A 14,176-nucleotide genomic window follows, 5' to 3' on the forward strand; every position below is an offset into this window, starting at 1 on the left:
GTCCCCTCAATCTCTCTAATCAATCCCTCAATCTGTCAAATTAATCCTTCAAAATCCTTCAAAGAGTATTCCATGCCTGGGTCAGAATATCCCCCAGCAGGTGACGACTCTTAGGGTCCAACAGGGCATCATCTGCCATTAGTTCGGTGATGACATCATCCAAGGTTTGTCCTTGGGACCGAGCGGTCTCAATGACGTTGAGAATGGCTGTGACGATGTGGGCTTCACTGACAGCCTTAGCTGATGGCGAGCTTTCTAAAACAGTTTTTAAAGATGACGGACTCATATTATGTGTATGGGTAAGATGCAATCGCCGCCTGAGGGGCTCAGGCAAACCCGCAGGATACCTTTCTGGACAAATTTTCCGGGGCGCAAAGCTATCATAGATATGCTTATAAGCCAGCGATAGCAGGTAATAGCTACCTGTCACACTTACATATTGACCAGAAGTTAACAAAGTCTAACCTAAGTTGACTCAGAAAAAGATTTTTTTTTAAGGAATCACGAATAAAGCTTCTCTCACACCTTGGCTGGGGAAGACGGTTGACTGAGCCGAGGAAAACTGGGTAAATCGATAGCCGCCAAGGACCCTTTGCGCTTTTGCGGTTTGAGGGGATTGACTAGGGGCGATGGACTGCTTTGGACAGACATGGCAGGCAAGTAAGTGTCAGCCGCTGCAACGGTCTTAGTCGCTTGGAGTCGGTTAAGGATTTCATTCGCTTGGGGAGACAGCTGAGAAGACAACCCTGGGCTTTCAACCAGATTATCCTGCTGCTGATTAGCGGCTGAACTACCCTCAACCGAGTCATCGAGGACAATCACGGTGGGGTGACTAGGTGTGGATAGGCTAGGTTCGTCGAGCCAGGGAGAGGGTTCGGTAAACTGGCTAGCACTGTCACTCCAGCTGTCATCCAAAGTGTTCTCTAAGCGAGAGGTGCCCTGGGTTGCCCCCTCCTGCATCCCTGAGGCAGGGGGCAGCGGCTCAGATGGGTCTAATGGATCCATCACCCGCGCCAAATCATGCCACAGCTGGTCCTCTGCTTCGTGATCTAGGGTGGTGACTGGGGCAGTCTGCGTGCCATGGACACCCCGAATCATCGACTCCAGCTGGGGGTCTAGCTTGCCATGGCCTAGGGCGGATTCCCAAGGACGAATCTCATCAATCTTGGGCATGGCCATGGCCATGGCCGCCGCATCCACAGCTATAGCGCTGTGGGATGACTCGTTGGACATGGTGAGGCATTTTTCTAGGGCCGCTTTGAACTGTAGGGTATAGCGCTGCTGACGCTGGAGGCGTGCCCTCAAATCACGACAGTTGGTGTTGGACTGCCATAATTCCTGGGACTGCTCAGTATGTTGTTGCAGGAGGGCAGTGTGCTCAGCTTCTAGCTGGGCGCTGCGCTCTCGCAAGGCGTTGAGTTCTGTTTGCAGGGTTTCGCTACGCAGTTGGTAATGCTGTAGGGACTGATTGCTTTGTTCGAGTTCCGTCACGAGCTGGACAATCTCACGATCGGCTACCGATGGACCAGCCCGATCGATTTCAGCTTGGAGAGCTGCTTGCGATCGCTCAAGAGAATCTTCTAGCTGAGATACCTTAGCCAACAGCACATCGTTACATTCGTTCAGGTCTCGGACTAAGTTGAGCAACTCAGCTTCACGCTGACTAGAGTGCTCGAGGGTAGAGGCCTGACGACTAGACATGGAGGTATTAGAGGTACTGTTGCTTGGGTGAGTGCTCGAAGAATCCATAGCGTTGGTCCGCAAATGAGGGGTGGGCCCTGAAAGTTGGTCGACGGCTATTGTGCCTGGGAAATGGACAGTCTGCCAGCCATTGTTATCTGATTGTTCAACAGACAACTGTGCCTCATGGGACAAAATGTCCCAGGATTCGCCCTCTTGATCGAAAAGGCTATCACTTGACCTAGCTGGATTGGACATTGTAGAGCACCGCGATGGTAAAGCGGATGACGATGGCATCTTACGCTAATCTCTCCACAGTGTTAACACAGAAAATTTGATTAACACCAGTCAATTGCCAAAAATTGCCTGTAAACCAAGGAATCGAGGCATTTTTCCGATACCAGAAAACGTATCAAAAGTTAAGGTACTTTACATTACCTTACAGAGGAGAAAAGCCTGGGGGGCTGGGTGGCAAAAGCGGTGGGGGCGGCAGGGGCCGTAGGTTAGGGCGTTTTGGCTAGGGTTTGGCTGAGTAAGGCAGCATGTAGAAGCGCGCGATCGACATGGGAGCGCACTTGCACATCGCTCAGGCCCTCGCCATTGGCGTAATGTTCGAGCCATTGCTGGGTCATGGTGCTGGCATTATCGGGGATGAGTGGCAGGGGTTCTGCGGCGGACAAGCCCCAGGCAGGGAGCGATAGCTCCTGAACAATCTGGGTGACCTTGGGGTCATAGCTAATGGCAAAGCAACGACAGCCCTCGGCCACCGCCATCACCACCGCGTGAAACCGCATGGCAATGGCTAGCTCAATGCCGCGAAAAACGCCCTTGAGCTGAGCCGGGTTGGTCACTTGGATGATTTCGTAGGGGCCGCTGAGATGCTGGGCTATGTGGGTTGCGATCGCACCATCTTTCACCGGCTGAAATGGCAACAGCACCACACAGGTCTGGGTCGCGGTCTGAAAATCAGCAATGGCTTTAGTCAAATGGGCCAATCGCTCAGGCGTAAGGTGGACATGGCCCCGCAGGGCAACAGCCACCCGAGGGGCCGGTAAATTGGCAAACCCTGGCAAGTGGGACGACTTAAGCGCCCAGACCGGATCTGGCGCTAGCTGGCAGGGAATGCCCCAATCGGTCAACAGCTGAGCCGAAGCCCCATCTCGCACACTAACCCCATCACAATTTTGCAAAGTCCAACGGGTGATCCACCGACTACTGCGCCGATGTAGGGGACCAATCCCCTGTCCCCAAGCAATAGTCATCAGCCCCATCCCCTGGGCCAGCTTCATCAACCCACCGTAGTAAAGCGGATTGACCGCACTGGTGGCATCCTGCATCAGACTACCCCCACCCCAAATAAATGCCTGGGAACGACCGAGGGCCGACCAAACAGCCGGCAGTGACTTCCTTGGCACCGCCTCTACCCCGTAGCGCCGGGCCGTTTCCTCCGGGTTGCCAGAAAGCACTAGGGGGGTGACAGACCGAGGCAACAACTGCAACAGCGTTGCCAGCAGGGCCTCGTCACCGCTATTGCCCATACCATAGTATCCACACAACACTGCTCGCATGTTTACACCGTTGTTCCCTTACTGTCCTGCTAAGATTATCGCGAAGACTTGCCCGTTCACCATCGAACGGTGGGCAATGCCTACCCTACATGCCGATTGCCTTTTTGCCTATGCATGCGCTCTCATTGCCCACTTGGATGGTCCATGTTTCCAGCGTGATTGAGTGGATCGCCGCCATCTATTTCATCTGGCAGTTCGCCGATGTCAGCGGTTGGCCTGCCTGGAAGTGGCTGTCCTTTGGCATGCTTCCAGCCCTGATCAGCGCCATGTGTGCCTGCACCTGGCACTTTTTCGACAATTCGCCAGCCCTAGGTTGGTTAGTAATTTTGCAAGCAGCCATGACCGTCGTCGGCAACTGTACCGCCTGCGCCGCCGCCTGGTACATCTGGAGACAAGCCCATGTCTAAAGAAACCCTGTTTGCAGTTTCCCTGTTTCCCTATCTGGGGTTTCTCTACTTTGTCACCAAGTCCGGCCAAACTCCCCGGCTGGCCCTGATCGGGTTCTATGTACTGCTGGTGTTTGTCGCAGTGACCATTCCGGCAGGCATCTACGCCCAACAAGCCTATGGGATGGAACTAGCCAATGTAGACTGGCTCCACGGCAGCGCTGAATTTTTTCTCACCCTCTCCAACATTTTGGTGGTGTTAGGCTTTAGAAACGCAGTTCAGAAACTGAAAGACAGCTGAGGTAGCGGCAATAACCATGGAAAAGATAGGGCAAAAGGGCATTAACCACGCTACGATTTGCAATTTATTTACTATCCTTCTAGGATTCTGGTTCAGCCTTCATCCTGACCAGGTAGCCAGCTCCATCGGTCGGCGTCTGATTGAAAAAGACAAAGAAACCGCTGGTACTCCAGATCTCGTCCTATACCTGGGTAATGACTATCCCCGCTGGCAATCCGGACAACCCCGTAGGATTGATTTGAACCAATGGCGGGTATCTAACTGGTGTCTAACTTAGTCAGCGAGAGCGTTCTTACAACTCCCCCAAAATTCTAGCAATAGAAACAGTCACGTCCGGAAACGCAACTAGCTGAATGTCACCCCTACTCAGGACTTGCTGAGCTTGATAGTCGCCCTGCTCAGGTTGTCTCAAAATAACGATGTTTCGCTCTTGCAGATTCACCACCCAGTACTCTGGAATACTCGCAGCAGCATAGGCTCGGCGCTTGGCTTCTAAATCTTTTGCCAGACTCGTATTAGAAAACTCAATTACCCAAAAAACGTCCTCAGCATAGGGATGTCGCTGACGATAAATGTCCCCCAGCGGTCTGACCACGGCCAGATCGGGCTCAGGTTCTGACTGATTCGGTAGAGTAACGGGGCGACCTTCACGCACCTTCGCCCGTTTACCCAAAAGTTCACTCAAATAGTCACCCCCTTCATCACCTAGAAAAGCATGCTCAGGCCCTTCGGGTGCCATGGTGACTATCTCCCCATTTAATAGTTCCACCGAGCGACCATCCAAAATCCCCGCAGCGGTCATGCGGTGATAGTCGTCTAGTGTCCATTTTGCTAAAACGACCGACATAGGCTGACAAAGGAAAAAGTAATCTAGAGCGAGGAATAGTATCCCCACTCATGGCCTAGGATATCTGGAATGGATACTCTGTTGTGATGGGACTGTTGAGCACAAATTTACAGAGTATCCGATACTAAAGCTGACGCTATACTACCCCCATGCCTTGAGCCTTGAGAACCCTTTTCTAAATCTGACCTATGAGCCCGCCCTAGAAGCTCTAGGGGATGACTACTACGACATTGTTGCCGCCGCCGATTTTCCGCAACACATTCTGCGTTTTCGCAATGATGATCTGCTGCCCCGGCTAGGATTACCGCCTGAAACCGTTAGCGATTTTGACTTTATTGAAGCCTTTGGCCAATTTCAGCAACGTTCGCCCCTATTGGCCCTGCGCTACCACGGCTATCAGTTTGGCGATTACAATCCCATGTTGGGGGATGGTCGGGGCTTTCTCTATGGCCAAGTGCGGGGCACCGATGGGGTGCTCTATGACTTTGGCACCAAAGGTTCTGGCACAACGCCCCACTCCCGCAGTGGGGACGGACGATTGACCCTCAAGGGTGGGGTGAGGGAAGTCCTAGCGTCTGAGGCGCTCCATGCCCTGGGGGTGAATACATCCCGCTGCTTGAGTCTGGTGGAAACAGGGGAAAGACTGTGGCGGGGTGATGAACCATCGCCAACCCGATCCTCGGTCATGGTGCGCTTTAGCCAGTCCCACATCCGTTTTGGCACCTTTGAACGACTGCATTACCTGGGACGTAGCGACCTCATGCAGACCCTACTGGACCATGTGATTGAGGTTTACTACAACCACTTACTGGCGGTGCCAGATCCCCAGGAACGCTATGGCCAGTTTTATACCGAGCTAGTGCAACGAGTAGCTCAGCTAACGGCGCAATGGATGTCGGTGGGCTTTTGCCATGCCGTGCTCAACACCGACAACATGTCCATCACTGGGGAGAGCTTTGACTATGGTCCCTATGCCTTTATGGACCAGTTTGACCCACGGTTTACGGCCGCTTACTTTGACTATGGAGGACGCTACAGCTATGGCAATCAGCCCCGGATCTGTGAGTGGAATCTGGCCATGCTGCAGAAACCACTCAAGTTGATTATGGTCGGCGATGCATTAGAGACGGGTCTGGCCTCCTACCGAGGGCATTATTACACCGCCTACAAACAGAAAATGCTGGCTAAATTAGGGTTTGAAGAGTTATTGCCAGAACTGGGGGATGAACTCCTGCGGCTCACGTTGGAACTGCTAGAAAGCACCCGCATGGGCTACCACGACTTTTTTACAGGCTTGACGAGCCAGTTTTCGGCGCAATGGTGCGACGGCCCTGAGCACATCCTCCAAGGGACGGCTGATCACTCTGATGAAAATGCAACTGACGATGCGACCACATTATTAGACGCTTGGCGGCTGCACTATCACACCTGTTTGACCACATTGTCAGCCACTGAGGTGCAGCAAGTGGGGCAATGCTTACACCGGAGCAACCCGGTAACGATTCTACTCAGACCTGAAATTGAAGCCATTTGGGAACCAATCGTAGCTGAGGACAACTGGCAACCGTTTTATGACCTGTTAGCCAAGATTCAACAGCCGTTTGCCAATTAATGGGGGAACGCTGATGCATGTAGAACTATCTAAATCACAAACAGGCTAAATCACAAACAGGCGTTTCATGCCGCTAAAACCGATCACAAGATAGCCAATGGCTAACAAAATGCTACTCAGGGGAATGCGAATGCTGGCCTTGGTCGCTTCGGTCCGGACACGCCGGGTGGCTTCCTCGCGACGGGAGCCAATTTCCGTCTCTAGGCGAGTTCGCAGTTCGGAAGCTTGCCCCGCAAGAAACTCATCTAATGAGCTTGGATTACCTTCAAACCGGCGAATTTGGGCGGCTTGTTCAGCGGTGACATTGCCGTTCGCCACCAGCTGCTCAAATTGCTCTGGGTTATTCAATAAACTGGTGATCTGATTGCGTTGCTGGTCCACCTCAGCCGTTAAGCGCTGTTCTAATTGAGTGGCGGCCTCTGTAGCCTCCGTGGAAACCTGGGTCAGGGCATCTTTACTCTGCAAACGCACATTATTGATATGCACGGGCGTTAACACCACAAAGATAAACCCTAAAATGCAGGCCAACAGACAGGTCCAAAATCGAGCGTCCAGCATGATATTGCCGCCACTACGCTTGCCGCTGACAAAGCTATCGATCCAGAATCCGGTGAATAGTAAGGCAATCCCCACCAGGGGAACGATGCCCCGATCGACCAGCTGTGTAGCTGTGGTGATTTGCCAGGTGCGGTTAAGTAAATCTGGTGGAAAAAGCAGCACCAGAAAATCCACTAGGGCGGCCAAAATAGTAATGCCACCCACTAGCTTGAGGGCGAGTGCAGCAATGGGAGAGGGGGCATTGCCTATAGGTTTTGCAGAGGAAGTCATAGGGTGATTACGAGAGGCTACAGCTATGGTTAATGGCGAACCCACATCCAAGTTAAACCCCTGGGGTTTGCCCTTACGGAAAGGTACGGGTCTGAATGGGAATCAGGTCTATTTAATAGTGCCCGACATGGTCCCCGTTAGGAAAAGGTTTCTAGAAAAAATAATTAGTTTTTTTGATACCGATGGTCACCAATAGAGATAAAACATAGCCGTGGACATTTTAGTAGACATTTTAGTGGGTGGCCTTTAATGGGCCGGCTCGGGTGTTGCTGAGCGCTGGCGCAAAATGTCCGGCCCTCGGGAGGTGCCTAAGCGATTGGCCCCTGCTTCAATCAGCATGAGGGCTTGGTCTGGGGTGCGAATGCCGCCCGAGGCCTTAATGCCCGCCCGCCCCCGGGTGATGTCTTTGAGGAGGCGAATGTCTTCGACGGTAGCTCCTCCATTCCAGCCGGTACTGGTTTGGAGAAACTGCACACCGGCATCTATGCAAACATCAGCTGCCGCGCGTTTCTCAGCTTCGGTCAGTAATGCCATTTCCAAAATGGCCTTCACACATTGCCCCGTAGCTTCGACAATTTGGGCTAATTCTGTGTACACCCGCTCTAACTGGCCAGATTTGACCCAGCCAAGGTTAATCATGACATCCAGTTCCGTAGCTCCGTTGTCGGTGGCTTCTTGGGCAGCGAAAAGTTTGCTACCTGGAGTGTCTGCGCCAGTGGGAAACCCGATGACAGTGCTGACAATGGCCTTGCTTTCATGGAGGTTTTCAACGGCCCGTTGCACATGCACTGGATAGACACAGATGCTAGCGAAGCCATAGCGCTGGGTCTCTTCACACCAGTGATCCAGATGCTCTGACGTAGCAGTGGGCATCAGTAGAGAATGGTCGATGTAGGGGGCAAGGTCAATGTCTGGGGAGGTGCTCATGGGTTGGGGCTAAAAGATTAGCGGCGAAAAATCAGGGGAGACTCGACGATGACGACCATCGCTCGGAGATTTTACACGTTTGAAGAGTAGATAAAACAAACTTGATGGATCGGTTTCAATTGCGTAATTTCAGTAAAGTTTAATGAGGACATCATTAGCAAAGCGGGAATTTTGATTGAGATCACAATAGCTCGTCCATCAGAAGTTGACAGCAGTCGAAAGCCTGCATCGCCTGATCCCGTGGTTGATCCTGGTTGATTGTCAGTTCAGCCTAGTTCGTTCTTTATTTATTCCTTTAGTCAACACTGCTATGGCTGAGTTAGTTATTTCTGCCATTATTTGTACCCATAATCGCGCTCAATACTTGGGGGCGGCGATTGATAGTTTGCTGGACCAAACCCTTGATAATGTTGAGGTGATTGTGGTGGACAATGCTTCCACCGATAACACCACAGAAGTTGTCCAGCAGCGGCTGTCGGATCCTCGGTTGCGCTACGTGTATGAGGCCACTTTAGGCTTGTCTAGTGCCCGGAATACTGGGGCCAATGCCGCTAAGGGCGATATTGTGGCCTACCTGGATGATGATGCTGAGGCCTGCCCCCAGTGGTTGGCCTCCCTGCTGGAGGTTTATCAAAATGATCCTAAGGTTGCGATCGCAGGCGGCAAAGTCACCCTCCTGTGGCCCCCCAACATCAGCCAACCACCGGCCTGGCTCTCCGATGATCTAGCCAGCGGCTTAGGGGCCTACGATTTAGGAGATCAAGTCCAGAAAATCAAAAATCCTAGCCTCACCCCTCGGGGATTGAACTATTCCCTACGAAAAGCCTTCCTCGACTCCGTGGGCGGGTTTGACATCAACCTCGGCCGGGTGGGCACCAACCTACTTTCTAACGAAGAGCTGCACATGACCCAGCTCGCCCTCAAACACAACTGGCATGTGGTCTACGTCCCCAACGCCCTGGCCGCCCACAATGTATCCCCCGCCAGACTCAAGCCAGGCTGGTTTCTCAGCCGCAGCTGGTGGCAAGGCATTAGTGAGTGTTACCGTGAACAAGTATCGGGCCAGGCTGGTGTGCCCCAACTACTCTGGGGGGGAGAACGCCTGATTCGCGGCGTTTACAAAACCGTTAAATACGCTAACAATCCGGCCCAGCGATTTGAAAATTTGGCCTATGCCTATGGTCAACTGGGCTACCTAGGGAGCGTACTGCGATATCTAGTCAAGCCCCCCACTAACTCACTGGCCAAACAGCCCACCAACTCATCCGTCATGTAACTCATCCGTCATGTAACGCATCCCTCCCCCAAACAACGTTACGTCCCCTCCCTTACCGTTCCTTAATCTCCCATCTACCCATGACAGCCGCCGCCAAAATTCCAGTTTCTGTGCTGATTCCTGCCAAAAACGAGGAAGCCAACCTGCCTGCTTGTCTAGCAAGCGTCGCCCAGGCAGACGAGGTATTCGTGGTGGACTCCCACAGTGAAGATCGTTCCGTAGAAATTTCAAAATCCTACGGAGCCCATGTGGTCCAGTTTGACTTCAATGGTCGATGGCCCAAAAAGAAAAATTGGTCGTTGGATAACCTACCGTTCCGCAATCAATGGGTGCTGATCGTAGACTGTGACGAGCGCATTACCCCAGAACTGTGGGCGGAAATGGCCGAGGTGATCGCCGCAGACACCTTAGATGGCTGCTATCTCAACCGGCGGGTTTATTTCCTCGGCAAGTGGATTCGCCACGGGGGCAAATATCCCGATTGGAACATGCGCTTTTTCCGCCATGCCAAGGGGCGGTATGAAAATCTAAATACCGAAGAGATTCAAAATACCGGCGATAACGAAGTGCATGAACATGTCGTCGTGGAAGGGGGCAAGGTGGGCTACCTCAAAAACGATATGCTCCACATCGATTTTCGGGATTTATTCCACTGGCTGGCTCGACACAACCGCTATTCCAACTGGGAAGCTCGGGTGTACTACAACATCCTCACCGGCATGGGGGACGATGGCACCATTGGGGCCAACCTGTTTGGCGATTCTGTCCAGCGCAAGCGATTTCTCAAGAAAATCTGGGTGCGTTTACCCTTCAAACCATTGTTGCGGTTTGTGCTGTTTTACGTGATTCGCCTCGGATTTCTCGACGGCTATCCTGGCTACATCTATGGCCGACTGCTCAGCCAATATGAGTACCAAATTGGCGTCAAACTCTATGAACTCAGATTTGGGGGCAGCCTCAACCTGGAGGAACCCCAAAAAGAACCCCAGGAACAGACCAAAGCCACGTTAGTAGGGGATGCCTAATGACTGAGGGCCAATCCCATCCACCGACTGGCCCGTCTACCGGTCCAGAACCATCAGCACCCAAGGTCGAAACGCCCTCTAGGTCAGAATTTGGCGAGCGTCCCTTGGGTGCGCCAGCTCTGGTAGATTTAAGTCGCTACCATCAGCCAGGATTTGAAGTGGGTCGGCCCAAATGGTACGTGATGCTGTGGTGGCTGGTGCAAGCGGTGATATTTCCCCTCACCCTCCATACGGCCCATGGCCCTCGCTGCGCCTTGCTCAGACTGTTTGGTGCCAAAATCGGCAAAGCGGTGGTGATTCGTCCATCGGCTCGGTTTACCTACCCCTGGAAAGTCGAAATTGGCGATTATAGCTGGGTGGGGGAAGATGTCACCTTCTATAGTTTGGCTCCCATTCGTCTGGGACAACACTGTGTTATTTCCCAAAAGTCCTATTTATGTACCGGCAGCCACGACCCCAGCGATCCCCGGTTCGCCTTGGTGACCGCCCCGATTGTGATTGAGAATGGCGCATGGGTCGCAACGGACTGCTTTGTCGCTCCGGGTGTGCGGATTGGGGCCAATGCTCTGATTGCTGCCCGCAGCAGTGTTTTCAAAGATATGCCAGCCCAACAAATTTGTATGGGCTCCCCCTGTCGTCCGCAAAGAAAGAGAATTATTCACGCTTAAATACATCTGGTAAAAGCAGACTTTAGGGGTCACAATGTAGTTTGAAGCATAGTTTGAATTCCAGGGTTCATCCACCGGTCATCACCCACAGGCCATCACCCACAGTTCGAGACCGTGGAGATCGTGGATGGGGATCGTAGATGGGGATCGTGAGAAACAATGGAACACAGCTACTACGGGCAACGCAATCCGATGAATGTATTGATCGGATGACGATAACTTGAGAAAACCTGAGCAATTACCGGTAAGGATGCCATGGGTCGCATTGGAGATAGGGGGTTAGCGATCGCAACCTGGGTTGCCATTCTTGGCACCTTAGGGGTCAATACGGTTTCAAACTTTTTTCCCATCGCGGGCCAGACCGTGGCTGATTTAGCCAATGGTCCCCTGGGTGGGGTGCTGATTACCCCGGCTAACTACGCCTTTAGTATCTGGGGTGTGATCTATGCCGGGCTAATTGCCTATGCTTGGTACCAGTCGCGCCGGAAACAGCGGGGACAGCTGATCATCCGACGGATTAACCTGTGTCTGATTCTGGCCTGTGTCGCCCAAATAGGCTGGATCTATTTATTTACCCTGCAGCTTTATTGGCTGTCGGTGGTGGCGATGGGGGTGATTTTGCTGGCCCTGATTGCCGCTTACAGTGAGTTAGCCGATGAACAGCCCGACGGCCGCCGCAGAAAAATGGTCCATGGTCCCATCAGCATCTATCTGGCTTGGATTTCCGTGGCGACGGTGGTAAATGTGGCCTCCGCCCTCTATGGCAGTGGCCTGAAGGAGTTGGGCCTATCCGGTGCCGTCTGGACCGCCATCATGGTGACGGTGGCTAACCTGATTGCGGTCCTCGCCCTGGTGCAGCGCCGCGACATCCCCTTTGCCCTGGTATTTGTTTGGGCCGATTTGGCCATTGTCCAGCGCCATACTGCCATGCCCACCATTTGGCTGCCCGCCTTGGTGATGGTGGCGGTGCTAGGCGGATTATTAGTCAGGCTGCTGGTCTTTCACCGCTATCCCAGAAAAAGTTGGTAGGCGGGGTTGTCGTTCTCTTCCCAATAGCGATAGCCCAGGGTTTCTAAGAATGCCTGCCATTCGTCTAATTCATTGGGCGGCACTTGGATACCGGCCACAATGCGACCATAGTCAGAGCCATTATTGCGGTAGTGGAACAGACTGATATTCCAGTTGGGGCTCATGGAGCTGACGAATTTCATCAGGGCTCCCGGTCGTTCGGGAAACTCAAACCGATATAGACGCTCGTTTTTAGCCAGAGCTGAGCGACCGCCCACCATGTGGCGCAGGTGCATTTTGGTCAGTTCATCGTCGGTCAGGTCGAGGGTTTTAAAGTCGTTGGCTTCAAATTGCTCCTTCATGGCGATGGCGTCGTTGCGATCGCAAATCTCCAAACCCACAAAAATATGCGCCTCCGTCTGATCCGCAATCCGATAATTAAACTCCGTCAGATTCCGCTTACCCAGGTGGTCACAAAACCGCTTTAAACTCCCCGGCTGCTCCGGAATCGTCACCGCAAAAATCGCCTCCCGCTGTTCCCCCAACTCCGCCCGCTCCGCCACAAACCGCAGCCGGTCAAAGTTCATGTTGGCCCCACAGGCAATGGCCACCAAGGTTTCACCCTTGATACCCGTTTGTTTCACATAGGCCTTAGCCCCCGCAATGGCCAAAGCACCCGCCGGTTCCACAATGGAGCGGGTATCCTCAAACACATCCTTAATCGCCGCACAGGTATCGTCCGTACCCACCCGAATAATGTCATCCACATACTGCTGACATAGCCAAAAGGTTTCCTCCCCCACCTGGCTCACCGCCACACCATCCGCAAACAGCCCCACCTGGGACAGCTTTACCCGCTGCCCCAGCTTCAGGGACTGGTACATGGCATCCGCATCAATCGGTTCTACTCCAATAATTTTAATTTCTGGACGCAGACGTTTAACATAGGCGGCAATGCCGGAAATCAGACCACCGCCACCAATAGCCACAAAAATGGCATGGATCGGCTGCTGGTGCTGTCGCAAAATTTCCATGCCAATGGTGCCCTGCCCCGCAATCACATCCGGATCATCAAAGGGATGGACAAAGGTCATGCCCTGCTCTTGCTCCAGCTGCCGCGCATGGATATACGCCTCATCAAAAGTTTCACCATAGAGAACAACCTCACCCCCACGGGCTTTCACCGCGTTCACCTTCATTTCCGGTGTGGTTTCAGGCATCACAATCAGAGCGCGGGTGCCCAAACGCTTGGCCCCCAAGGCCACCCCCTGGGCGTGGTTACCCGCAGAGGCAGCAATCACACCACGGGCCAGCTTCTCCGGCGGTAGCTGGGCCATTTTGTTATAGGCTCCCCGCAGCTTAAAGGAGAACACTGACTGCATGTCTTCCCGCTTCAGCAGCAGCTGATTCCCCAGACGTTTAGAAAGATTAGGCGCAATTTCCAGGGGGGTTTCTTCGGCAACATCGTAAACCCGGGCGGTGAGGATGCGTTTGAGGTAGTCAGCTTGCATTAATTAGAGAAGGTGAGTAGGCAGGGCAATAGGTCATAGCATCCATTAAGGTTTGCCATAACCCATAATCAAAATATACAGCCCCATGTAGGTTGGGGTTGAGCCTCCTATGCTCATTAGCAGGAACACGAGAGGAGTTAACTCACTCCTTCGCTGAGCTATGCCCCGCACCCTAAACTTGAGTAGACTAAATTCCAACAGAAAACCAGGAGCTTCAAATATCTGTAAATTGGAATTTTGAATCGCTCGTCAAAGTCCCTCTCCCCCCGGGAGAGGGATTTAGGGTGAGGGCACTCCAATCTTCAAGTCAGACAAAGTTTAAATGACATCATATTAACAGAGCTACAAACTCGAAAATTGTTAAAGTTGCTCTACAAAAGAGAGACTCTTAAAAGCCTGGAAATCTTTATTAAACAGTAACTACTCAGGCTTAAAAAATTAGAGAGTTTTCCCAGGTTACAGAGATTATCAGCTAGCGTAATCCAAATATAGGAATTGGTAACCTCCTTGAGCAAGCCCAAGGGTCGCATCAAACTCAG

At 52.6% G+C, this 14,176-nt stretch carries 15 protein-coding genes; 8 read left to right on the top strand and 7 right to left on the bottom strand.

The features are described from left to right. Positions 1 to 58 precede the first annotated feature (58 nt). From VB741_RS04005 to csaB, 3 genes are all read right to left on the bottom strand, one after another. Entirely contained in the window at positions 59 to 286 is a 228-nt protein-coding gene (locus VB741_RS04005; RefSeq protein ID WP_323363856.1) for a hypothetical protein, read from the bottom strand. 233 nt (positions 287 to 519) lie between these two features. Then, positions 520 to 1,749: a hypothetical protein gene (locus VB741_RS04010; RefSeq protein ID WP_323363857.1), complete on the bottom strand. Its 1,230-nt coding sequence runs from the start codon at positions 1,747 to 1,749 to the stop codon at positions 520 to 522. A gap of 434 nt (positions 1,750 to 2,183) precedes the next feature. Beyond that, on the bottom strand, positions 2,184 to 3,248 hold the full coding sequence (gene csaB, locus VB741_RS04015; protein ID WP_323363858.1) for a polysaccharide pyruvyl transferase CsaB: 1,065 nt from the start codon (positions 3,246 to 3,248) through the stop codon (positions 2,184 to 2,186). A 110-nt stretch (positions 3,249 to 3,358) separates the two neighbouring features. Here csaB and VB741_RS04020 point away from each other — a divergent pair, with 110 nt between their 5' ends. Genes VB741_RS04020 through VB741_RS04030 form a run of 3 tightly spaced genes read left to right on the top strand, consistent with a single transcriptional unit; the run spans position 3,359 to position 4,212 of the window. Continuing rightward, positions 3,359 to 3,655, top strand: a complete 297-nt coding sequence (locus VB741_RS04020; protein ID WP_323363870.1) for a DUF2499 domain-containing protein — start codon at positions 3,359 to 3,361, stop codon at positions 3,653 to 3,655. Then, on the top strand, positions 3,648 to 3,935 hold the full coding sequence (locus tag VB741_RS04025) for a DUF3593 domain-containing protein (protein WP_323363859.1): 288 nt from the start codon (positions 3,648 to 3,650) through the stop codon (positions 3,933 to 3,935). Before VB741_RS04020 ends, VB741_RS04025 begins: the two co-directional genes overlap by 8 nt. 16 nt (positions 3,936 to 3,951) lie before the next feature. Next, positions 3,952 to 4,212 (top strand): hypothetical protein, encoded by a 261-nt coding sequence (locus VB741_RS04030; RefSeq protein ID WP_323363860.1) that lies wholly within the window; start codon positions 3,952 to 3,954, stop codon positions 4,210 to 4,212. Positions 4,213 to 4,227: 15 nt separating this feature from the next. On the opposite strand, the gene VB741_RS04035 is transcribed toward VB741_RS04030, so the two are convergent. Beyond that, positions 4,228 to 4,782, bottom strand: a complete 555-nt coding sequence (locus tag VB741_RS04035) for a Uma2 family endonuclease (RefSeq protein ID WP_323363861.1) — start codon at positions 4,780 to 4,782, stop codon at positions 4,228 to 4,230. 154 nt (positions 4,783 to 4,936) lie between these two features. On the opposite strand from VB741_RS04035, the gene VB741_RS04040 reads away from it, so the two are divergent. Continuing rightward, positions 4,937 to 6,394, top strand: coding sequence for a protein adenylyltransferase SelO (locus VB741_RS04040; RefSeq protein WP_323363862.1), 1,458 nt, complete (start codon positions 4,937 to 4,939; stop codon positions 6,392 to 6,394). 45 nt (positions 6,395 to 6,439) lie between these two features. Here VB741_RS04040 and hpsJ-B read toward each other — a convergent pair whose 3' ends face one another. Further along, the gene (gene hpsJ-B, locus VB741_RS04045; RefSeq protein WP_323363863.1) at positions 6,440 to 7,222 is read right to left on the bottom strand and encodes a hormogonium polysaccharide biosynthesis protein HpsJ; all 783 of its coding nucleotides are present in this window, start codon (positions 7,220 to 7,222) and stop codon (positions 6,440 to 6,442) included. Between the two features lie 246 nt (positions 7,223 to 7,468). Beyond that, positions 7,469 to 8,149 (bottom strand): deoxyribose-phosphate aldolase, encoded by a 681-nt coding sequence (gene deoC / locus VB741_RS04050; protein ID WP_323363864.1) that lies wholly within the window; start codon positions 8,147 to 8,149, stop codon positions 7,469 to 7,471. A 310-nt stretch (positions 8,150 to 8,459) separates the two neighbouring features. Here deoC and VB741_RS04055 point away from each other — a divergent pair, with 310 nt between their 5' ends. From VB741_RS04055 to VB741_RS04070, 4 genes are all read left to right on the top strand, one after another. Beyond that, positions 8,460 to 9,425, top strand: coding sequence for a glycosyltransferase family 2 protein (locus tag VB741_RS04055; protein WP_323363865.1), 966 nt, complete (start codon positions 8,460 to 8,462; stop codon positions 9,423 to 9,425). 80 nt (positions 9,426 to 9,505) lie between these two features. Beyond that, positions 9,506 to 10,450, top strand: coding sequence for a glycosyltransferase family 2 protein (locus tag VB741_RS04060; protein WP_323363866.1), 945 nt, complete (start codon positions 9,506 to 9,508; stop codon positions 10,448 to 10,450). Continuing rightward, positions 10,450 to 11,118 (top strand): hormogonium polysaccharide biosynthesis acetyltransferase HpsU, encoded by a 669-nt coding sequence (hpsU, locus tag VB741_RS04065; RefSeq protein WP_323363867.1) that lies wholly within the window; start codon positions 10,450 to 10,452, stop codon positions 11,116 to 11,118. Before VB741_RS04060 ends, hpsU begins: the two co-directional genes overlap by 1 nt. 255 nt (positions 11,119 to 11,373) lie before the next feature. Continuing rightward, positions 11,374 to 12,147, top strand: a complete 774-nt coding sequence (locus VB741_RS04070; RefSeq protein ID WP_323363868.1) for a tryptophan-rich sensory protein — start codon at positions 11,374 to 11,376, stop codon at positions 12,145 to 12,147. On the opposite strand, the gene ilvA is transcribed toward VB741_RS04070, so the two are convergent. Continuing rightward, the gene (gene ilvA, locus VB741_RS04075) at positions 12,126 to 13,637 is read right to left on the bottom strand and encodes a threonine ammonia-lyase, biosynthetic (protein ID WP_323363869.1); all 1,512 of its coding nucleotides are present in this window, start codon (positions 13,635 to 13,637) and stop codon (positions 12,126 to 12,128) included. The two genes, VB741_RS04070 and ilvA, sit on opposite strands and share 22 nt — an antisense overlap. Positions 13,638 to 14,176 lie beyond the last annotated feature (539 nt).

It is taken from the genome of Leptothoe sp. PORK10 BA2 (assembly GCF_034932105.1).
GTDB lineage: Bacteria > Cyanobacteriota > Cyanobacteriia > Phormidesmidales > Phormidesmidaceae > Leptothoe.